The sequence below is a fragment of the Mycobacterium sp. genome (genome assembly GCF_036488105.1).
In the GTDB taxonomy this organism is placed as follows: domain Bacteria; phylum Actinomycetota; class Actinomycetes; order Mycobacteriales; family Mycobacteriaceae; genus Mycobacterium.
In genome coordinates this window covers 1-21,058 of record NZ_DASXHW010000270.1, presented here as the reverse complement: position 1 = coordinate 21,058, position 21,058 = coordinate 1, and the positions used below count along the sequence as shown (strand labels likewise).

19 protein-coding genes are annotated in these 21,058 nt (G+C 65.4%); 10 read left to right on the top strand and 9 right to left on the bottom strand.

What is annotated here, in order from left to right:
• A partial coding sequence (locus tag VGH54_RS13940) for an adenylate/guanylate cyclase domain-containing protein (RefSeq protein ID WP_331512604.1) occupies positions 1 to 601 on the top strand: 601 nt, incomplete at its 5' end.
• A 71-nt stretch (positions 602 to 672) separates the two neighbouring features.
• Positions 673 to 1,239, top strand: a complete 567-nt coding sequence (locus tag VGH54_RS13935) for a hypothetical protein (protein WP_331512603.1) — start codon at positions 673 to 675, stop codon at positions 1,237 to 1,239.
• Between the two features lie 156 nt (positions 1,240 to 1,395).
• Here VGH54_RS13935 and VGH54_RS13930 read toward each other — a convergent pair whose 3' ends face one another.
• Together VGH54_RS13930 and VGH54_RS13925 are read right to left on the bottom strand one after the other, a co-directional pair.
• Entirely contained in the window at positions 1,396 to 3,294 is a 1,899-nt protein-coding gene (locus VGH54_RS13930; protein ID WP_331512602.1) for an ABC transporter ATP-binding protein, read from the bottom strand.
• Positions 3,291 to 5,036: an ABC transporter ATP-binding protein gene (locus VGH54_RS13925; RefSeq protein ID WP_331512600.1), complete on the bottom strand. Its 1,746-nt coding sequence runs from the start codon at positions 5,034 to 5,036 to the stop codon at positions 3,291 to 3,293. The genes VGH54_RS13930 and VGH54_RS13925 overlap by 4 nt, the downstream gene beginning before the upstream one ends.
• A 136-nt stretch (positions 5,037 to 5,172) precedes the next feature.
• Here VGH54_RS13925 and VGH54_RS13920 point away from each other — a divergent pair, with 136 nt between their 5' ends.
• From VGH54_RS13920 to VGH54_RS13910, 3 genes are all read left to right on the top strand, one after another.
• Positions 5,173 to 5,721: a DUF3558 domain-containing protein gene (locus VGH54_RS13920; RefSeq protein ID WP_414688706.1), complete on the top strand. Its 549-nt coding sequence runs from the start codon at positions 5,173 to 5,175 to the stop codon at positions 5,719 to 5,721.
• Positions 5,718 to 6,275 carry a DUF3558 domain-containing protein gene (locus VGH54_RS13915; protein WP_325688315.1) on the top strand — a complete coding sequence of 186 codons (558 nt, stop codon included), beginning with the start codon at positions 5,718 to 5,720 and terminating at the stop codon, positions 6,273 to 6,275. Before VGH54_RS13920 ends, VGH54_RS13915 begins: the two co-directional genes overlap by 4 nt.
• A gap of 158 nt (positions 6,276 to 6,433) precedes the next feature.
• Positions 6,434 to 7,036, top strand: coding sequence for a hypothetical protein (locus tag VGH54_RS13910; protein WP_331512599.1), 603 nt, complete (start codon positions 6,434 to 6,436; stop codon positions 7,034 to 7,036).
• Positions 7,037 to 7,052: 16 nt separating this feature from the next.
• On the opposite strand, the gene VGH54_RS13905 is transcribed toward VGH54_RS13910, so the two are convergent.
• Entirely contained in the window at positions 7,053 to 7,559 is a 507-nt protein-coding gene (locus VGH54_RS13905; protein WP_331512598.1) for a histidine phosphatase family protein, read from the bottom strand.
• A 187-nt stretch (positions 7,560 to 7,746) separates the two neighbouring features.
• Between VGH54_RS13905 and VGH54_RS13900 the strand changes: the two genes are divergently transcribed.
• On the top strand, positions 7,747 to 8,913 hold the full coding sequence (locus VGH54_RS13900; RefSeq protein ID WP_331512597.1) for an exonuclease SbcCD subunit D: 1,167 nt from the start codon (positions 7,747 to 7,749) through the stop codon (positions 8,911 to 8,913).
• Positions 8,910 to 11,528 (top strand): ATP-binding protein, encoded by a 2,619-nt coding sequence (locus VGH54_RS13895; protein ID WP_331512596.1) that lies wholly within the window; start codon positions 8,910 to 8,912, stop codon positions 11,526 to 11,528. Before VGH54_RS13900 ends, VGH54_RS13895 begins: the two co-directional genes overlap by 4 nt.
• A 34-nt stretch (positions 11,529 to 11,562) precedes the next feature.
• On the opposite strand, the gene VGH54_RS13890 is transcribed toward VGH54_RS13895, so the two are convergent.
• On the bottom strand, positions 11,563 to 12,276 hold the full coding sequence (locus tag VGH54_RS13890) for an RES family NAD+ phosphorylase (protein ID WP_331512594.1): 714 nt from the start codon (positions 12,274 to 12,276) through the stop codon (positions 11,563 to 11,565).
• An 8-nt stretch (positions 12,277 to 12,284) separates the two neighbouring features.
• On the bottom strand, positions 12,285 to 12,959 hold the full coding sequence (locus VGH54_RS13885) for a hypothetical protein (RefSeq protein ID WP_331512593.1): 675 nt from the start codon (positions 12,957 to 12,959) through the stop codon (positions 12,285 to 12,287).
• A 168-nt stretch (positions 12,960 to 13,127) separates the two neighbouring features.
• Between VGH54_RS13885 and VGH54_RS13880 the strand changes: the two genes are divergently transcribed.
• A complete protein-coding gene (locus VGH54_RS13880) occupies positions 13,128 to 13,832 on the top strand; it encodes a maleylpyruvate isomerase N-terminal domain-containing protein (RefSeq protein WP_331512592.1) in 705 nt (234 codons plus the stop codon).
• Between the two features lie 48 nt (positions 13,833 to 13,880).
• On the opposite strand, the gene VGH54_RS13875 is transcribed toward VGH54_RS13880, so the two are convergent.
• The 4 genes from VGH54_RS13875 to VGH54_RS13860 are packed head-to-tail and all read right to left on the bottom strand — an operon-like array spanning position 13,881 to position 19,258.
• Positions 13,881 to 15,545 carry an ABC transporter family substrate-binding protein gene (locus VGH54_RS13875; protein ID WP_414688705.1) on the bottom strand — a complete coding sequence of 555 codons (1,665 nt, stop codon included), beginning with the start codon at positions 15,543 to 15,545 and terminating at the stop codon, positions 13,881 to 13,883.
• The gene (locus tag VGH54_RS13870) at positions 15,538 to 17,373 is read right to left on the bottom strand and encodes an ABC transporter ATP-binding protein (protein ID WP_331512591.1); all 1,836 of its coding nucleotides are present in this window, start codon (positions 17,371 to 17,373) and stop codon (positions 15,538 to 15,540) included. Before VGH54_RS13870 ends, VGH54_RS13875 begins: the two co-directional genes overlap by 8 nt.
• Positions 17,370 to 18,251 carry an ABC transporter permease gene (locus VGH54_RS13865; RefSeq protein ID WP_331512605.1) on the bottom strand — a complete coding sequence of 294 codons (882 nt, stop codon included), beginning with the start codon at positions 18,249 to 18,251 and terminating at the stop codon, positions 17,370 to 17,372. Before VGH54_RS13865 ends, VGH54_RS13870 begins: the two co-directional genes overlap by 4 nt.
• 29 nt (positions 18,252 to 18,280) lie before the next feature.
• The gene (locus tag VGH54_RS13860; protein ID WP_331512590.1) at positions 18,281 to 19,258 is read right to left on the bottom strand and encodes an ABC transporter permease; all 978 of its coding nucleotides are present in this window, start codon (positions 19,256 to 19,258) and stop codon (positions 18,281 to 18,283) included.
• Positions 19,259 to 19,410: 152 nt separating this feature from the next.
• Between VGH54_RS13860 and VGH54_RS13855 the strand changes: the two genes are divergently transcribed.
• Positions 19,411 to 19,902 carry a carbonic anhydrase gene (locus VGH54_RS13855; protein WP_331512589.1) on the top strand — a complete coding sequence of 164 codons (492 nt, stop codon included), beginning with the start codon at positions 19,411 to 19,413 and terminating at the stop codon, positions 19,900 to 19,902.
• Positions 19,903 to 20,181: 279 nt separating this feature from the next.
• Positions 20,182 to 21,058, top strand: an 877-nt coding sequence (cysD, locus tag VGH54_RS13850) for a sulfate adenylyltransferase subunit CysD (RefSeq protein ID WP_414688704.1), incomplete at its 3' end; no start/stop codon positions are given.

Sequence of the window (21,058 nt, the reverse complement as noted above, 5' to 3'; positions counted from 1 at the left end):
GCTCGGTCCGATGATCGAGGACATGCTGTTCATGCAGCTGCGGCACATGATGGAGACCGAGGCCGTCAACGCCAGCGAGCGGGCTGCCGGCGCACCGCTACCCGGGGCGCGGCACATTACCGCCGCGTTCGCCGACCTGGTGGGCTTCACCCAGCTGGGTGAGGAGGTGCCGCCCGAAGAGCTCGGGCAGCTGGCCAATCGGCTCGCCGATCTCGCGCGCGACGTGGCGGTGCCACCGGTGCGGTTCATCAAGACGATCGGCGACGCGGTGATGTTCGTCTGCACCGAACCGGCGCCGCTGCTGGACGCCGTGCTCAAGCTGGTCGAAATCACCGACGGCGATAACGATTTCCCGCGGCTGCGAGCGGGCATCGCTTCGGGTTCTGCGGTCAGCCGGGCCGGTGACTGGTTCGGCAGCCCGGTGAACACCGCCAGCCGGGTGACCGCGGCGGCCCGGCCCGGTACGGTGCTGGCCGCCGAGTCGGTGCGAGATGAACTCGGTGACGACGCGGGGTTCAGCTGGTCGTTCGCCGGCCCCCGTCGCCTCAAGGGCATCAAGGGCGAAGTGAAGCTGTTCCGCGCCCGGCGCGGCGAGAGCTGACCGCACCGTCACCTTGTTCGCGGGGAGTGAAACTGCGTTGACGACGGTTGTAACGGTGTAATCATGTAAGCATGAAACAACATCATGGACATGGGCGCCGCCACGGCCGCCCCGGCGGCTGGCAGCAAGCCGGCCAACCCGAAGCCGGCGACGCCGCGGACTGGTTCGCCGGACGCCTGCCCGACGCCTGGTTCGCGGGTGACCCGACCGTCGTCGTCGACCGCGAAGAGATCACCGTCATCGGAAAACTGCCCGCCCCCGAAGGCGCCGCGAAGGACGAGAGCGAAGCTCACGCCGCGGGCCGAGCCTCACGCTTCCGTGAGGAGACGCGCTCGGAGCGGATGAACATCGCCGACGAGGCGCAGAACCGCTACGGCCGCAAGGTTTCCTGGGGCGTCGAGGTCGGCGACGAGCAGGTCTTGTTCACCCATATCGCGGTTCCGGTGATGACCCGGTTGAAGCAGCCGGAGCGACAGGTGCTCGACACCCTGGTCGACGCCGGCGTAGCGCGGTCGCGCTCCGATGCACTGGCGTGGTCGGTCAAGCTGGTCGGCGAGCACACCGACGAGTGGCTGGCCAAGCTGCGCGACGCGATGTCCGCGGTCGACGACCTGCGCGCCGAGGGCCCGGAGCTCTAGGCACCTCAACAGACTCAGCGGCCCCACCAATCGCTGGCTGGAGGATTACTGCCTGCTCCAGTTTGAAGGCGCGGGCGATATCACGGGCCCGGTGATAGCGCATCCGTCGACGATTCCGAACACCATCGCATGGTCGGTCGCCGAAGGCCCGGAGCTCTAGGTCTGCGTCATCCGGTAATAGGCGCCACGGCGGGCCAGCAGCTCGCCGTGGTTGCCTTGCTCGACGATCTTTCCCGCCTCCATCACCAGGATGACGTCCGCGTCGCGGATCGTCGAAAGGCGATGAGCGATAATGAAACTCGTCCGATCACGGCGAAGCTCGTGAGTGGCTTTGGCGATCAGCAGCTCGGTGCGGGTATCCACCGAACTGGTCGCCTCGTCGAGGACCAGCAGTTGCGGGCGGGCCAGGAATGCCCGTGCGATCGTGATCAGCTGCTTCTCGCCCGCGCTGATATTGCTGCCGCCGTCACGGACCTGAGTCTGATACCCGTCCGGCAGCGTGTGCACGAACCGGTCCACATAGGCCGCCGTCGCCGCTTCGATCACCTCGTCGTCGGTGGCGTCGGGCCGTCCGTAGGCGATGTTCTGCGCGATCGTCCCGCTGAACAACCAGGTGTCCTGCAGCACCATCCCGATCCTGGATCGCAGCGAATGCCGGCTGACGTCCGCGATGTCGACGCCGTCGATCAGGATCCGCCCGGCGTCGACGTCGTAAAAGCGCATCAGCAGATTCACCAGCGTCGTCTTACCCACCCCGGTCGGACCGACGATCGCCACGGTGCTCCCCGGTCGGGCGGTGAAGGACAGGTCGTCGATCACCGGCGTGCCGGGGTGGTAGCCGAAGCTGACCCGGTCGAATTCCACCTGCCCCGTTGGTCTTTCACCATTGAGCGCCGGTAGTGCCGCAGAGCGGTCCGGTGATTCCTCCGGCTCGTCGAGCAGCTCGAAAACCCGCTCCGCGCTGGCCACCCCGGACTGCAGTGTGTTGTACATGGATGCCACCTGATTCAGCGGCCCGTTGAACTGACGCACGTACTGGATGAACGCCTGAATGTTGCCCACCGTGATCTGCCCGGTGGCCACCTGCACACCACCGACCACCGCCACGGCGACATACCCGAGGTTGCCGATGAACGCCGTCGCCGGCGACAGCAGCCCGGAGATGAGCTGCGCACCGAAACTCGCCTGGTACACGTCGTCGTTGAGCCGCCGGAACTCGTCTTCGGTACGAGCCCGCTGGCCGAATGTCCTGACCAGAGTGAAGCCGCTGTAGCTCTCTTCGATATGGGCGTTGAGCCGACCGGTGTTGGTCCACTGCGCCACGAACAACCGCTGGGAGCGTCGGGCGATCGCCCGCGTCACCAGCACCGACAACGGCACCGTCAACAGGGTGATCCCGGTCAGTAGCGGCGAGATGCTGACCATCATCAGCAACACGGTCGCGACGGTCAGCACCGCGCTGAGCAGTTGGGTGATGGTCATCGACAGCGACGTCTGAAGGTTGTCGATGTCGTTGGTGACCCGGCTGAGCACCTCGCCTCGTCGTCGAGCGTCGAAGTAGGCCAGCGGCAACCGGTGTATTTTGTCTTCGACTTGCGTGCGCAGCGCCTGCAGGGTGCGCCGCACCGTCACATTGAGCAGTCGGGCCTGCGCGTAAATCATCAGCGCGGCAACCAGATACATGCCAAGCGCCAGCATCAGTGTCCGCAAGACCGCGCCGAAGTCGACGCCGTGGCCGGGTATCACCTGCATCCCGGACAGCAGGTCGGCGAACGCGTTGTCGCCGTGAGCCCGCGCCGCGGCGACGGCTTGATCCTTGGTGATCCCCGGGGGCAATCGCCGGCCGATGACGCCGTTGAACAACAGGTCGGTGGCATGGCCCAAGATGCGCGGGACCACGACACCGATGGCGGTGCCGAGGACACTCAGCGCGGTCACCGCGACGGCCGTCCACCGCTGCGGCGCAAGCAGTTTCACCAGGCGAACCGCCGAGCCGCTGAAGTCTCGCGGCCGCGTCGACGGGGGAGCGGCCACCTGCCGCGTCGTGGTGGTCATCGTCTACCGCCCACTTCGGCGTCCAGCGACTGCGATTCGGCGAATTCCCGGTAGGTGGGGGACTGCGCCAGCAGCGATTCGTGGGTTCCGATACCGAGTACCTGCCCGTCCTCAATGACGATCACCTGATCGGCGTCGACGATGGTCGAGATGCGTTGTGCGACAACGATCACAGTCGCATCCGCGGCGACCTCGGCCAGCCTGGAGCGGACCAGGGCATCGGTGTGCACGTCGAGTGCGGAGAACGCGTCGTCGAAGATGTAGATCGCCGGCCGGCGGATCACCGCTCGCGCGATCGCCAGCCGCTGCCGCTGGCCGCCGGAGAAATTGATCCCGCCCTGCGCGACGGGCATCTGCAGGCCGTCGGCATGTGCGTGCACGAATTCGTCGGCGGCCGCGATGCGCAGCGCGTCCCACATCTCGTCTTCGGTTGCGTCGGCCTTGCCGTAACGCAGGTTCTCGGCGACCGTCCCGGAGAACAGGTAACCGCGCTGCGGCACCAGCCCGATGCTGGACCACAGTTCGTCGATGTCGCGGTCGCGCACGTCGACACCTTCGACGCGCACGGCTCCGGCGGTCACGTCGTACAGCCGGCAAATCAGCGCCACCAGTGTCGATTTTCCCGAGCCGGTGCTCCCGATGACGGCAGTCGTGGTTCCGGGCAGCGCGGTCAGCGAGACATCTTGCAGCACAGCCCGATCCGCACCGGGATAGCGGAACGACGCGCCGTCGAGCTCCACCACGCCCCGGTCATCCGGGACTGGCGGCACCGGGCTGACCGGGTTTCTGACCGCCGGGTCGGTCGACAGCACTTCGCTGATCCGTTCGGCGCACACCGCGGCTCGCGGCAACACCATCACCGTCATTGTGGCCATCAGCACGGCCATCAGGATCTGGGCGAAGTACACCAGAAACGCGATCAGGGATCCGACCTGCATGTGACCGCTGTCGATGCGCAAGCCGCCGAACCAGATCAGCGCCACGCTGGAGCAGTTGATGGTCAGGGTGGTGACCGGCAGCATCAGCGCCTGCCAATTGCCCGCGCTTTGCGCGGTGCTGGACAGCGCGACGTTGGCCTCGTCGAATCGCTGACGCTCGAACGGTTCGCGCGCGAACGCCCGCACCACCCGCACGCCGGACAGCTGCTCCCGCATGACCCGGTTGATGTTGTCGATCAGCCTTTGCATGCTGCGAAAGAGCGGCAGCGTGTTGGAGATGATCCAGTAGTTGGCGACGACCAGGACCGGGACGCTGACCAGCAGCAGCCACGACAGGCCGGCGTCCTGATGGATGGCCATCACGATGCCACCGACACACATGATCGGCGCGGCGACCAGCACGGTGGTGCCCATCTGCGCCAGGAACTGGATCTGGCGGACATCGTTGGTGGTGCGGGTGAGCAGCGTCGGTGCGCCGAACCGAGACGTCTCGTGCTCAGAGAAGATAGTGACCTGGTGGAACATCGCCGCCCGGAGATCGCGTCCCAATCCCATGCCGGTACGGGAGCCGAAGTAGACCGCGCCGACCGCGCACAGCACCTGCAGTGCGGTGACGGCGAACATCAGCCCCCCGAGCCGGACGATGGTGCCGGTGTCGCCCTTGGCGATGCCGTCGTCGATGATCGTGGCGTTCACCGTCGGCAGGTACAGCGAGGCCAGGGTGCTGACCAACTGCAGCGTCATCACCGCCGCGACCAGCCATCGATACGGCCGGAGGAACTGGCGCACCAAGGCGACGAGCATCTGGTAACTGTTGCATATCGCCCGCGGCCGGGTCGGAACGATTCGATCAGAAACCACAGCTCACCGCGTGTGCAATGGTTGCCCAAAGGTGGTGCCGCTACAGTGCAACCTGTGATCACCAGAAGGTGCGGGTAGCGTGCGGCAGAACGTGGCAGCGCTGGCCCTGACGGCGGCGGCTCTGGTTCCGATGGCCGCCGCGTGCTCTGATTCCGGCTCCAACCAATCCCAGTCGCCCGGGTCGACCGCGACGGCGTCGGGGAACGGGAGCCATGGTCCGTCCTTTCCGCAGTGCGGCGGTGTCAGCGACGAGACGGTGAACAAGCTGACGCAGATCAACGGGCTGGTCAACACGGCCAAGAATTCGGTGGGCTGCCAGTGGCTGGCCGGCGGCGGGATTCTCGGGCCGCACTTCTCGTTCTCCTGGTATCGCGGGAGTCCGATCGGCCGCGAACGCAAGACCGAGGAGCTGTCGCGGTCCAGCGTCGCAGACGTCAACATCAGCGGTCACGGCGGCTTCATCGCGGTCGGCAACGATCCGCAGCTGGGTGATTCCCTATGCGAGGTCGGAATCCAGTTCAACGACGACTTCTTCGAATGGTCGGTGAACTTCAGCCAGAAGCCGTACCCCGATGCGTGCAATATCGCCAAAGAGCTGGCGCGTCAAACGATTGCGAATGGCAAATGAGTGCCACCGTGCGTCGTCGGGTGCTGGTGAGCGTGGCGGTACTGGCCACGGCGTTGTCCGTATCGACCGGCTGCACCCGGTCGGTCGGCGGTACCGCGGTGAAAGCGGGCGCTGGCGACGTGCCTCGCAACAACACGTCCGAGCAGCAGTACCCGAACCTGCAAAAGGAGTGCGAGGTACTGACCACCGACGTGTTGGCCAAGACGGTGGGCGCGGACCCGCAAGACATTCAGAGCACGTTCGTCGGAGCTATCTGTCGTTGGCAGGCGGCCAACCCCGGCGGTCTGATCGACATCACCCGGTTCTGGTTCGAGCAGGGCAGCCTGGACAACGAACGTAAGGTCGCCGAGTTCCTCAAGTATCAGATCGAGAACCGGGCGATCGCCGGCGTGCCGTCGATCGTGATGAAGCCGAATGACCCCAACGGCTCGTGCGGTGTCGCCAGTGACGCCGCGGGAGTGGTCGGGTGGTGGGTCAACCCACAGGTGCCCGGTATCGACGCCTGCGCGCAGGCCATCAAACTCATGGAGCTCACGCTCTCGACCAACTCCTGATATCGAAACGCTGAACCCTTGGTGCGCTGGTAGAACATACCGGCGCACCGGTTCTCGTATCCGCAATGCGGATATTTCAGCCAAAGCGATTGGCCCGGATGATTTATTGACATCTGAAACCGTTACGGGCCAATAGTTGAGCCCTATACGATCGACGAATGTCTGAAACACCTTCAAATGAGCCATCGTCCGCAGCCGCGGACGTCAACGAGTCTGCCGCCGAGCCTGCCGCCGCGCCAGCAGCCGCGCCAGCGAGCACGACTCACACCTCGCACGCTGCGAGTCCGTCGCGGTTTGCTAAATGGGCCAGCATTGCGGCGCTGGTGCTGTCGATCCTCGCCGTCGCGGGTGCCGCTTACGGGTATTTCTACCCGAACGAGAGCGCGGCAGCCGCGGGCAAATACACCGACCAGCAGCGCAACGACGCCAAAAAGCACATTTGCGAAACCTTCAAGATCGTCGACCGCGCCGTGGTCAGGAATTCGCACCTGAAGAACCCGGACAATGGCGGGCCGATCGGTGCATTGTCAGTCGCGACCGCCCAGCGATTCGCGTTCTACGACGGCGGGGCTTTCCTGCGGGACCGGGTGGCCGCGGAACCCGCGACCCCGAAAGACCTGGCGGACAACGCCAACGGGCTGGGCACTCAGCTCGAGGAACTCAGCATCGGATATCTGGCCGGTGCGCAGGATTTCGCACAGGACGAACTGCGTCAGAGCCTCGACGACAAGATCAAGAAGATCGTCGAGATCTGCAAGTAACCCGTCGTAGCCGCGGTTAACGCGGCACGTGGAAATCGGCTAGCTGGGCGGACCCGAGTTCGAGGTCCGTCCAGCTGCCGTTCAGCCGCAGCACCGCGATTGCCGATGTCGGAAATTTCGTCGAGATACGTTCGGCGGCATCTGCGTTGGACGTGCCGGGGTTGACCAATCCCAAAGCTACCTCGGTCATTGTCGGCTCGTGGCCGACCACCAGCAAGGCCGAGACGCCGTCGCTTACACCGTTGATCTCATCGATCACCGTGCCCGGCGTGGCGTCGTAGAGTCGCTCGACATACCGCACCGCTGCGTCAATGCCGGTGCGCGCCAAGGTTTCACGGGTTCGGGTCGCCGTCGAGCAGAGCACCGCGTCGATCGCCGGAAGATGCGACCGCAGCCAGTCACCGGCCAGGCCGGCTTCTCGCTCACCGCGCGGCGCCAGCGGTCGCTCGTGATCGGCCACACCGTCGGGATAGGCCGACTTTGCGTGGCGTAGCAGCACCAGTGTGCGGTCGTGGTCGCTCACCCGGATCAGGTTACGGCAGCCAGCCTCTTCGGGGCTTATGTGGCTGGTGTGACGTTTGCGTCTCACCAGCTTCCGATGAACGCCGGACCTGCCGATCGAGGTCCCCGGACTTGTCGGCGGCCGGTTCTAAACTCGCGATGCCCGGTCACAGATCGACCGGCCATGAAGTTGAACGGACGGGACCGCAATGCGATTCGTGCACACTGCCGATTGGCAACTCGGCATGACCCGTCGCTGGCTCGGGGCGGAGGCGCAGCCGCGCTACTCGGCGGCCCGGCGTGACGCGGTGGCCGGTCTCGGCCCGCTGGCCGTGGCGACCGGCGCCGAGTTCGTCGTCGTGGCCGGCGATGTCTTCGAAGACAACCAGCTGGCGCCGAAGATCATCAGCCAGTCGCTGGAAGCCATGCGCGCCATCGGAATTCCCGTCTACCTGCTACCCGGCAACCACGATCCGCTCGATGCGTCGTCGGTGTACACCAGCGCGCTGTTCACCGCCGAGTGCCCGGCCAACGTGCACGTGCTTGACAAGCCCGGCGTCCACGCGGTTCGGCCGGGCCTGCAGATCGTCGCGGCGCCGTGGCGGTCGAAACGGCCGACGACCGACCTGGTGGCCGACGTGCTCGAAGGCCTGTCGGCCGACGGAGTCACCCGGGTGCTGGTCGCGCACGGCGGCGTCGACGTGCTTGACCCCGACCCCACCAAGCCGTCGCTGATCCGATTGGCCGGCGTCGAAGACGCGCTGGCCCGTGGGGTGGTGCATTACGTGGCGCTCGGCGACAAGCATTCGTTGACCGAAGTGGGTAGCACCGGCCGCGTGTGGTACTCCGGCTCGCCGGAGGTCACCAACTACGACGACGTCGAGGCCGATCCTGGTCATGTGCTGATCGTCGACGTCGACGAGGCGGACCCGCGACACCCGGTGAGCGTCGAGGCCGCCGAGGTCGGCCGCTGGCGGTTCAGCACGCTGAGCAGACACGTGGACAACAGCCGCGACATCGCCGACCTGGATCTGAATCTGGATCTGATGCCGGACAAGGACCGAACGGTGTTGCGGCTGGCCCTGATTGGTTCGTTGACCATCACCGACCGCGCAGGCTTGGACGCCGGCCTGGACAAGTATTCGCGGCTGTTCGCCTCGCTGCGGGTGTGGGACAGCCACAGCGATCTGGCGGTGATACCGGCCGACGGCGAATTCAGCAACCTCGGCATCGGCGGGTTCGCCGCAGCGGCGGTCGAGGAGCTGGTCGAGGCCGCGCGGGTGGGAGACGATCAGGCGGCGGGCGACGCACAGGCCGCGCTGGCCTTGTTGTTGCGGCTGACCGACAAAAGCGACCAGGGTCGAGGTGCGGCATGAAGTTGCACCGCCTAGTCCTCAAGAACTACCGGGGCATCGGCTACCGCGAAATCGACTTCCCCGATCACGGAGTGGTCGTGATCTCGGGGGCCAACGAGATCGGCAAGTCGTCGATGGTCGAGGCGCTGGATCTGCTGCTGGAATCCAGGGATCGTTCGACGAAGAAAGAAGTCAAGCAGGTCAAGCCGACGCACGCCGATGTCGGATCGGAAGTCACCGCCGAGATCAGCACGGGCCCTTACCGTTTCGTCTATCACAAGCGCTTCCACAAGAAGTGTGAGACCCAGCTGACGGTGCTGGAGCCGCGTCGAGAACAGCACAGCGGTGACGAGGCACACGACCGCGTCCAGGCGATGCTGGCCGAGACCGTGGACACCGAATTGTGGCGTGCGCAACGGGTATTGCAGTCGGCGTCGACTAACGCGGTGAATCTGTCGGGTTGCGACGCGCTGACCCGGGCGCTGGACGTCGCGGCCGGTGATGCGGCCGCGCTGTCGGGTACCGAGCCGTTGCTCATCGACCGGATCGACACCGAGTACGCCCGCTACTTCACCCCGACCGGCCGGCCCACCGGCGAGTGGACGGCGGCCATCAGAGCGCTCGAGGCCGCCAACGCCGACGTCGAGCAGTGCGCGGCGGCCGTCGCCGAGGTCGACGATCGTGTGCAACGCCACGCCACGCTGACCGTTGAGCTGGCCGAAGTGGCACAGCGTCAGCAGGAGGCGAGTGCGCGGCAGACCGCTGCCCAGGCCGCCGCGGACGCGATCGCTCAGCTCACCGAGCAGGTCCGGGAAGCTGAGTTGATTGCCGCGGCCGCGACCGCGACCAGTGGCGCGTCGACCGCCTTGTTCGCCGAGCGGGAGCGGCTGCGCACCGAAACCGATTCGCGCACGGCCGCAGTCGCAGCTTTCGATGTCGAAGCTCGCGAAGCAGCCGAGGCGCACGCGATGGCGCGCGACGTTGCTGTGGAGGCCGATGCTGTCGTCGAGCAGGCCAACCAGGCTCTGGCCGCAGCCGTGGAGCGAGTCGAGACAGCGCGGCGCGTGGTCAACGAACTGGCGCGCCGCGACGAGACGCAACGGTTGGCGGGCAGGCTCGCGAAAATCGATGCCGCGCAGCGCGACCGCGACGGTATCGTGCAAGAGCTGTCGACAATCGCGATGACCGACGACCTGCTCCGGCAGATCGAAATGGCCGCCGCGGCCGTCGAGCGGACCGAGGGCCAGCTCGCGTTGGTGTCGGCGACCGTCGAATTGGTCGCTGCCACCGACATCGAACTCGTCATCGGCAACCAGCGGGTCTCGCTGCCGGCCGGCGAAACCTGGTCTTCCATCGCGAACGCGGCGACCGAGGTCGAGATCCCCGGCATCCTGACCGCACGAGTCACGCCGGGCATGTCCGCGCTCGACCTACAAGCGCAATACGCTGCGGTGCAACAGGATTTGGCTGCCGCGCTAGCCACGGCACAGGTCGCCGATCTGGCTGCGGCGCGCAGTACCGATCAGCGGCGCCGCGAACTGCAGAGCGCCCGCGATCAACTCACCGCGACCCTGGCCGGGTTGTGCGGCGACGACGATGTCGAGCAACTGCGCTCTCGGTTGGCGGAATTGCGCTCCCTGCCTGCGTTTTCCGGCGATATCACGATCGACGCGGCCACTGCCCGCGCCGAACTCGATGAGGCCGAAGCTGCTCGGGTCGCATCGGGCGCGGACTGCGAAACCCACCGGCGCGTCGCGGCGTTGGCGATGAGCAAGCTGACCGAGGTATCCACGCAGGCAACGCGTCTGCAGGACAAGCTGGTGACTCAACGCGCCGAGCTTGCGGTGGTCGTTGACCGGCTGACCCAACAGCGGGCCACCGTCGCCGATGACAAACTGGCCGCGACTGCGGAGGCCGACTTGTCCGCGGCGCAGACCGCAGCCGGCCGAGTCGCCGAGCTCGCCGGGCAGTTGGCCGCCGCGTCGCCCGATGCCGTGACTGCCGAGCTGGCCGAGGCCGTCGGGTCGGCCGCGGCATTGCGCGAACGTCACGACGAGATCGCGCGCACGCTACATGAGATCGCCTCGCAGCTCACGGTATTCGGTACCGAAGGCCGTAGGGGCAAGCTGGACGCCGCCGAGATCCAGCGTGAGCACGCCCGCGACGAGCACGACCGGGTCGGCCGCCGGGCACGCGCGGTGCAGTTGCTGCGCGACGTGATGGTGCGGCACCGGGACACCACCCGGCTGCGTTATGTCGAGCCGTTCCGCGCCGAGCTGCAGCGGCTGGGCCGACCGGTTTTCGGGCCGAGTTTCGAGGTCGACGTGGACAGCGACTTGTGCATCCTCAACCGAACCCTGGACGGCTGCACCGTCCCGTACGAATCACTGTCGGGCGGGGCCAAGGAGCAACTCGGCATCCTGGCGCGGCTGGCCGGCGCGGCACTCGTCGCCAAGGAGGACGCCGTTCCGATCCTGATCGACGACGCACTCGGCTTCACCGATCCGGATCGGCTTGTCAAGATGGCGGGGGTGTTCGACACCCTGGCCGAGCGCGGGCAGGTGATCGTATTGACCTGCACGCCAGCCCGATACGACGGCATCAAGGACGCGCAGCGGATTGAGTTGTGCGCCTGACGACGGGGAGATTGAATTTGCAATCGGCCCGTGGCTACGCCGCTCCTGTCTCGATCGTCGCTTTCAGATCCGTGGCAATCTCGTCCACCCGCACGCGGCCAGGTCCCTCGTAGAGATTCTGTAAACCAGGCGCCACTAGCTTCCAGCTGCCCGGCGTGGTTTTGTACCGCTCGCCGAACAGCACGATGACTTCCTGTGCCGGTGCTTTGGCGAGCTCGGCTTGCCGGGAATGCCAGATGAGGCCTTGCAGCGGCGGAGTGTGCGATTGCGCGAGTGCAGCGATGGCCAGCTTCCGCGTGCAGGGATAGTGCTCTGCAGGAGACGACACGACCTCACCCCGGGTCCGACCGAGCTTGTCCAACGCTGGATCACGAAGATCTCCGAGCGTCGCGTCATCCGGAACCACCATGTGTGCCAAGAGTTTTCCTACTAAATGTTGCTGATAGATCACCTTGCTTCCGGTGGCGTGCACATCGTGGAAGGTGGTTTCGAGCAACACGGTGGTGGGCGTCTCGCCCAAGTACATGTTCGGTAACCGAATACCGGTGGTGGGGTCGTCTATTGGCGCGAACCGCGTGTCACCAAAGCCCGGGTTGTGCTGGTCGTAGCCGTACGTCCCGTCATAAACACGGTATAGGGTTCTCCCGCTTGCCAAGGTGACTGTCGTCAACGTCGGAAGTGCTGCGGCCACAACGCAATTGCTCGGATCTGGACAGACGATGTCTTGCGGCGGATAGCTGCCCGTCATGCGGGTGGCTAGGCGGCCGGTGCGACAGCAAAGCGTTGGGCAGCACGCAACGCCCGTTCCGGATTGGTGCGAGCCACTTCCTCCGGAATACCACCGGAGAGGAAGCTGGTGGGCTTGGTGAGCCACGTCCACAGTGACCAGCCCTCGATTCCACCGTCTTGCAACGCGGACACGATGGGCTGCAATTCGGGGCGCGGTTCTCCGCTCTCATCCAACTGAAACGCCGGGATCACCGTCGTGCCCTTGACGTTGACGGTGAACAACGCCTTCTCATCCCGTCGCCGAGTGAGCCAGGTTCTCGTGCTTGACGGGCGCGCATTCCCGCGCAGCTGACTCAGCGTCTCGTGGGTGTAAACGGGCGTCGCGAGCAACGCATCGCGGTGCGCCGCCAATCGCTGCACCTGGGTGAGTGTCGCCGGCGGAACGAGGCTTACTTCCCGGCTCGTGAGGACTTGCAGCAGCTCGTCTCGAACATCTGCGGCGCGCTTAGCCTTCACTGTGCCGATAAGCTCCACCAACTGCGCGAGCGTCTCAGTGAGGTCATCGCTACTCACGACATCGTTAGCCTGCAGGTCGCGGATCAGGCTGAGCTGCTCGAACGTCTCATCGAGTTCAGGCCCGGTTAGTCCGCGAACCTCCAGGTGATCGCGATGCCGCTCCACTTCATACCCTGGTTGGCTCACGTAGCAAGTGTAGCGCACGAGCGTCTCCATTGCATTTGCTACGCTGACGCTACCTTATTGTGACCTTAGAATTCTCTTAGCATTCTTATTTACGGGGTACTGTCGCTCCTCATGGGCTCCACGAGGGATAAAGACGCGCCGAGCACACAATGCGACCGACGGCCCCAAATGCTGCCGACCTCCGATGCGGCGGCGGCATACCGCCTCGTCCACCGACGTGTCGATGCTCTGTTGCGTGGCCGTGCCGATGTTGCTGAGCTGAAGGTGCCCGCCTGCCCTGCCTGGACGATCCGTCAGACGGTTGCCCACCTCGCCGGTGTCGCCGACGACATCGCTTCACTCAACATGGAGGGAAAGGGCACGGACCAGTGGACGGGTGCGCAGGTCGATCGCCTCGGCGGCAACAGCATCGACGAATTGCTTGACCTCTGGGGGCACAAGGTCGACCCAGTGATTGAGCTGCTCGGCCGGGCTCCCGAAGAATCGGGATGCCAACTTGTTTTCGACACTCTCACCCATGAGCACGACATCCGAGGTGCACTGAGTGAACCCGGCTCCCGCACGGGCGATCTTGCGTTCGAGGTCGCACTTGCGTTCATGACGACGGCCTATGACCGGATGGCCCGACAAAGCGAACTGCCGGCCGTCCGCTTGATCACTCCGACGATCGGGGCGGTGCAGATTGGTGACCCAGATACTGCGATAGATCAACTCGCCCTGCATGTTTCGGATTTCGAGTATCTTCGCGCCTTCGGCGGTCGACGCAGCCTCCGACAGCTGTTGGCTTTGCCCTGGCATGGAGACCCGACCAACCTTCTACCCGCCTGCAGCAACGACTCCATACGACCACCAAACAACGACCTCATCGAATGACCGAAACGCTCCAAATCGCACCAACGCAACGGGCCCACACCGCGACCATCAGCGCATGAAGCCGATTGCGGTGTAATCGAGGTCGGCGAGCCCGGCGGCGCCGAAGTTGGCCAGCGAGCTGTTGACCGCCACGTTGCCGGGTGACTGGATCAGCGGCAGGCTGAATCCTTCGGCCCAGATCAGCTTGTCGACCTCGTTGGCCAATGTCCGTGCCTTGGCGGGATCCAGCTCTTGCAGCGTCTGCTCGATCTTGGCGTCGATCTCGGGGCTGCCAATCTTGCCGAAGTTGCTCTCACCGGTGGACGCGTAGATCTGGGTGAGCGAGGACAACGGGAAAGCGTCGCCCATCCAACCGAATTGCGCGAGGTCGAACGCACCGACATTGACATAGTTGGTGAAGAAGCCGCTGCCGGCCTTGGCCATTAGCTCGAGTTTGACCCCGATCTGCGCGAGGCTGTGTTGTGCGATCAGGCCGAACTGCCGACTGGTCTGCGCGTCGTAGAACAAGTCGCGGATGACCAGCTGATGTCCGTCCCGTTCGCGGAACTGCCCGTTGAGTTTCCAGCCCAACGCATCGAGATCGTGTTTGGCCTTCTCCGGGTTGTAGGCGACGACGCCGCTGTTGTCCTCATAGCCTTGCTGGCCCTCGACGTAGATGTGGTTGTTCAGCGCCGTCGGATGGCTGCTGAGCCCGTGCTGGGTGACGGTGGCGATGCTTTGCCGGTCGATGCCCTCGGCGACGGCGCGGCGCAATGCCGGGTCGGACAGGATTGACCCCTTGGCGCCGTTGAAGGTGAAGTGATACCAGCTTGGGGTCGGCGCGCGGCGGATCGAGATGCCCTTGGTGCGCCTGGCGATCGTCATCTGATCCAGGCCGGCGACGCCGGTCGCGTCGATCGCCTTGTTCTGCAGCGCCGGCAGCCGCGCGGCGTCGTCGAGCACCAGATAGGTGATGCGGTCCAGCCGCGGCCGCTCGCCCCACCACTTGGGGTTGCGGGTCAACACAATTCGCTGCTTGGTCCGATCCAACGCGGTGACGACGAATGGACCGGCCGACGGTCCGGGGCCGGACAGTTGTGCGGTGTTGAATGCCTCGGGCATCGCGGTGCTGCTCTTGGGTAGCAGCATGGCGTTGCCGGCGAACATGCCGCGCCACTCGGCGTACGGCTTGGCGAAGGTGATCACGGCTTGGCGGTCGTCGACGCCCCGGGTCACCGACTTGACCCGCTCGCTGCCGTTGGTGCCGGCGATCGCGAAGTTCTTGTCGGCCCCGCTGGTGGCGTGGATCTGACTGGCGATGTCCTCCCAGCTGAGTGGTGTGCCGTCCGACCAGGTCGCATTCGGGTTGATCGTGTAGGTGACCACCTGCGGGTTGGCCTCGGTCAGTTCGACGCTGCTGAAGTAGTCGGTGTCGACGGTCGTGGAGCCGTCCGGCCCGATGACGAACGCGCGCGGCATGGTGGCTTTCAGCATGGCGCCGACATCGGCGGAGTTGCCGTCGATGTGCAAAGTGTTGAAGTTGGACGGGAATTCGGTGAGTGCCAGTCGCAGATCGCCGCCGTCGCGCAGGGCCGCGGGGTTTTGCGGGTTGACATCGCTGGTGGCGCCGACCGCGGTGGCCGATTCGGGAGGCAGATAGTCGCCGCCCGACGAACAACCGCCGAGGATCAGGCTCACGGCGAACACGATCGCCGGCACTACCCGCTCAGCCACGAGCCGAATCCGGTTGCGGCACCGCGGCCAGCAGCCGCTGCGTGTACTCGTGTTGCGGCCGGCTGAACACCTCGTCGCTGTCACCCTGTTCCACCACGACGCCGCGGAGCATCACGACGACCTGGTGGGCGAGATGCTTGACCACCGAAAGATTATGCGAGACAAACAGATACGACAGGCCGAACTCTTGCTGCAGGTCGAGCAGCAGGTTGAGGATGCCGGCCTGGATCGACACGTCGAGTGCGGAGACGGGTTCGTCGAGTGCCAGAATCTTGGGCCGCAGCGCCAACGCGCGCGCGATCCCGATCCGCTGCTTCTGCCCGCCGGAGAATTCCGCCGGATATCGGCTGGCGTCGCCGTGCCGCAGCCCGACGGTTTGGAGCAGCTCGGCAACCCGATTGCTGGTGTCGGCCTTGCTGAATCCGTTGGCGTGCAGCGGCTCTGCCAGCAGCTCGAAAACCGGCAGGCGCGGATCCAGTGAGGCGGCCGGATCCTGAAAGATGACCTGAATATCGCGCCGCAGCGCCCGACGGCTCGACCTGTTCAGCGTGGCGACGTCGGTGCCCAGCACGTCGATCGAACCCGATTGCGGCGCAACCAACTCGAGGATCTCGTGCAATGTCGTCGACTTGCCCGAACCCGACTCACCGACGATGGCCAGCGTGCGCCCCTGCTGGAGTTCGAAGCTGATGCCGTCGACCGCGCGGACTTCGCCTATGTTGCGGCGAAACAGCACGCCTTTGGTCAACGGATACGTCTTGACCAGATCGCGGACGCGCACGACGACAGGCGGTTCGCCGGTTTCGACGGCTTCGGCTACGGTGCTGACTCCGTAGATTTCGGCGGCAGTGCGCCCGACCACGTGTTCGGTGCGGATGCAGGCCGCCCCGTGATCGGGAGCCACCGTTAATAACTTCGGCTCCTCGGCGCGACACTCCTCGACGACCAGCGGGCAGCGCGGCGCGAACGGGCATCCCGGTTCGAGAGCCGACAGCGACGGGGGAGCGCCCGGTATGGGCACCAGCCGGGTTCCCTGCGGAACATCAAGTCGCGGCACCGAACCCAATAACCCGACAGTGTAAGGCATTCGGCGATCACGGTAGACGTCGCTGACGGCGGCCGACTCCACGATCTTGCCGGCATACATCACCAGCGCGCGGTCGGCGAACTCGCCGACCACACCGAGGTCGTGGGTGATGATCAGCACGCCGGCCCCGGTGACGTCGCGGGCGGTCCTGAGCACGTCGAGAATCTGCGCCTGCACGGTGACGTCGAGCGCGGTGGTCGGCTCGTCGCAGATCAGCAGATCCGGATCGTTGGCGATCGCCATCGCAATCACCACGCGCTGGCGTTCGCCACCGGACAACTCGTGCGGAAAAGCGCGTGCGCGACGGTCGGGCTGAGCGATACCGACCAGTTCGAGCAATTCGACGGCGCGCTCGCGGGCCGCCCGTTTTCCAGTGCGGGGCTGGTGCGTCTCGATGGCCTCGGCGATCTGATCGCCGACGGTGTACACCGGCGTCAGCGCCGACATCGGATCCTGAAACACCGTGCCGATCGTGTAGCCGCGCAAGCGCGACATCGCATCGTCGGGCAGCCCGATCAACTCGTTACCCTGCAAGCGCGCCGACCCGCGAACGTCGGCGTACTCGGGAAGCAGTCCCACCACCGCCATCGCCGCCGTCGACTTGCCCGAACCAGATTCGCCGACGATCGCGACGACCTCGCCCGCGTCGACGTGAAAATCAATGCCGCGCACCGCCTTCAGCGGCTGCACTTCGGTCGGAAAGCTGACGGACACATTGGTGACGTCCAGGAGCCGACTCATCGGCGGCCGCCTCGCAACGCAGCGCTGGCGGGATCAAGCGCGTCGCGCAGTCCGTCGCCGGTCAAGTTGGCGCACACCAGGATCAGCACCAGGACACCGGCCGGGAACAGGAAAACCCAAGGGAAGGTGGTCGCCGACTGGGTGCCGTCGGCGATCAGCGTCCCCAGCGATACGTCCGGGGGCTGGATGCCGAATCCGAGGAAGCTCAGACCGGTTTCGGCCAGGATGGCCACCGCGACGTTCAACGCGGTGTCGATGATGAGAATCGACGCCACGTTCGGGACGACGTGATGGGTGATGATCCGCCGATTGGACACGCCCATGTACCTTGCGGCGCGGATGAATTCGCGTTCGCGCAGGCTCATCGTCATGCCGCGGACCATCCGCGAGCTGACCATCCAGCCGAAACCCGACAACAGCAGCACGAGCACGAGGACGTTGCCGGAGCTCTTGGTGCGCGGTGTCAGGATCATGATCAGCAGAAAGGCGGGCACCACCAGCATGAGGTCGACGAACCACATCAGCGCCCGGTCACGCCAGCCACCGAAGTAGCCCGAGATCGAGCCCACCGTCGCCGCGATGCCGGTGGAGATGATGGCCACGCACACCGCGATCAGCATTGACTTCTGCATGCCCCGCAAGGTCTGGGCCAGCAGATCCTGGCCAAGTGCGTTGGTGCCCAGCCAGTGCCGGGCATTCGGCGGCTGCAGCAGCGCGTTGAAGTCGAGGTCGGAGTAGGAGTACGGCAGCAGCGACGGCACCGTGTAGCAGCCGATGAACAGCGCCAGCAGCACGAGCAGTGCGCCCACTGCCGACGGGCGGCGCCGGAATCGGCGCAGCACCAGGGTTCGCCGTGAGGCGAATTCCGGTGTCTGCATACCGAATTCAGCATCCAAGGCGGCGTCGGTCATGAGACTCGCACCCTGGGATCGAGCGCGGCGTAGATGAAATCGGAGAGCAGGCCGGCCAGCAACACAACCGCTCCGGCGAACACCGTGATCGCGGCGACGATGTTGGTGTCCTGGGTCGCCACGCCCTGCACCATCCACTCACCCATGCCGTGCCAGCCGAAGATCTTCTCGACGAACACCGCGCCGGTGACCAAACCGGCCACGCCGTAGGCGAACAGGGTGGCCAGCGGTATCAACGCGGTCCGGAGCCCGTGCTTGATCAGAGCCCGGTGGCGGGTCAGGCCTTTGGCGCGGGCGGTGCGGATGAAATCCTGGCCGAGCACGTCGAGCATCGCGTTGCGCTGATACCGGCTGAACCCCGCCGCGGTACCCAGCGTCAACGTCAGCGTGGGTAATACCAAGTGCTGCAAGCGATCCACGAACTGCGGCCACGCTCCGTCGATCAACGCCGGCGACGTCTCGCCGGTGTACTGGAACAACTGCACACCCAGGGCCCAGTTCACCCGCAGCGCGGCGAGGATCAGCAGGTTGGCGATGACGAAGGTCGGGGCGGACAGCACCAGCAGCGACAGCATCGTGATCACCCGATCGCTGAGGCGGTACTGGCGGATCGCCCCCCACGCGCCGAGCACCACACCGATGACCGTGCCGGCCACCGAACCGATGATCAGCAGTCGAAGGCTGACGCCGATGCGACGCCACAGCTCGACCGACACGGGCTGACCGGTCACGGTGGCACCGAAATCGCCACGCACCGCGTGTGAGGCCCAGCCGGCGTAACGCAGCGGAATGGGCTTGTTCAGGCCGAGCTGGGCGGCCTTGGCGTCGATCACCGCCTGCGGCGGCCGCGGGCTGCGCTGCATCAGACTTTCCAGGGGCGAGAACGCCACCGAGGTCAGACAGAACGTCAAGAACGACGCCAATGCCAACAGCACGATGTAGTTCAGGACGCGGCGGGCGAGGAAGCGGGTCATGGCTACCGGCCTCGCCCCTGTCGCATTCGCACAGACTAGGAGACGCGTCGCCGCTCAGCGCGAGCAACGTTGCGATCCGGTTGATTGGGATCGATGAAACGACAGCCGTCGAAACGTAAAATTGTTGGCCGACCACGAACGAGGAGACGGCCATGACGGTCACCGACGACTACTTAGCCAACAACGCCGACTACGCGAAGTCGTTCGAGGGTCCGCTGCCGCTGCCGCCGAGCAAGCACGTCGCCGTGGTGGCGTGCATGGACGCCCGACTCGACGTGCACGGCCTGCTCGGTATCAAAGAGGGCGAGGCCCATGTCATCCGCAATGCCGGCGGTGTGGTCACCGACGACGCAATCCGGTCGCTGGCGATCAGTCAGCGGTTGCTGGGAACCACCGAGATCATCCTCATTCACCACACCGACTGCGGGATGTTGACGTTCACCGACGACGACTTCAAGCGGGCGATCCAAGACGAGACCGGGGTGAAACCGCCGTGGTCGGCTGAAGCCTTCCCCGACCTCGCCGAGGATGTCCGCCAGTCGTTGCACCGCATCAAGAACAGCCCGTTCGTCACCAAGCACACGTCGGCGCGGGGGTTCATCTTCGACGTGGCCACCGGCAAGCTGACCGAGGTCACCGGCTAGTCCTCGGGCTCGCCTCACGAGACTCACGAGCCTCATCCGTCGCTAAGCGGGGGATTGCTGCCTCCCTCGTTTTGACACCACGGGCGATATCGCTGCCAAGGAATCTGCGCGCCTCGGACCGGGATTTCGTTCGGAGGCGGGCAGACCGGTCACCCCGGAGGCCGTCGCGCCGGCACGTCAACCGACCAATCATTGACAGCGCCAGCTCATGCTGGTTTCATACTCGGTAATGGTCATAATCCTGACCAAAACTACCAACTTTACCGAGAATCGAGGGGGATGATGACCAGCCAAGAGGCGACGGCCGCCCCGGCGGCGGGGCAGTACGAATTAAGCCATCTGCGCTCGCTGGAGGCCGAGGCGATTCACATCATCCGCGAGGTGGCCGCCGAGTTCGAGCGTCCAGTGCTGCTGTTCTCCGGCGGCAAGGACTCGATCGTGATGTTGCAACTGGCGCTCAAGGCTTTCCGCCCCGGCCGCCTGCCGTTCCCGGTGATGCACGTTGACACGGGTCATAACTTCGACGAGGTCATCGCCACCCGCGACGAGTTGGTGGCCGAGACCGGTGTGCGGTTGGTGATCGCCAAGGTGCAGGACGACATCGACGCGGGCCGGGTGGTCGAAACCATCCCGTCGCGCAACCCGCTGCAGACCGTGACGCTGCTGCGCGCGATCCGGGACAACAAGTTCGACGCCGCCTTCGGCGGTGCTCGCCGTGACGAGGAGAAGGCGCGCGCCAAGGAGCGGGTGTTCAGTTTCCGTGACGAGTTCGGCCAGTGGGACCCCAAGGCCCAGCGACCCGAGCTGTGGAACATCTACAACGGCCGGCACCACAAGGGCGAGCACATCCGAGTGTTCCCGCTGTCCAACTGGACCGAATTCGACATCTGGTCTTACATCGGCGCCGAGAAGATCCAGCTTCCTTCGATCTACTACGCTCATCGGCGGCAGGTGTTCGAGCGCGACGGAATGCTGTTGGCCGTCGACCGCCACCTGCAGCCGCGCGCCGACGAGAAGGTGCTCGAGAAGACGGTCCGATTCCGCACCGTCGGCGACGTAACCTGCACTGGCTGTGTGGAATCCGATGCCGCCACCGTCGCGGAAGTCGTCGCCGAAACGGCGGTGTCACGGCTTACCGAGCGGGGTGCCACTAGAG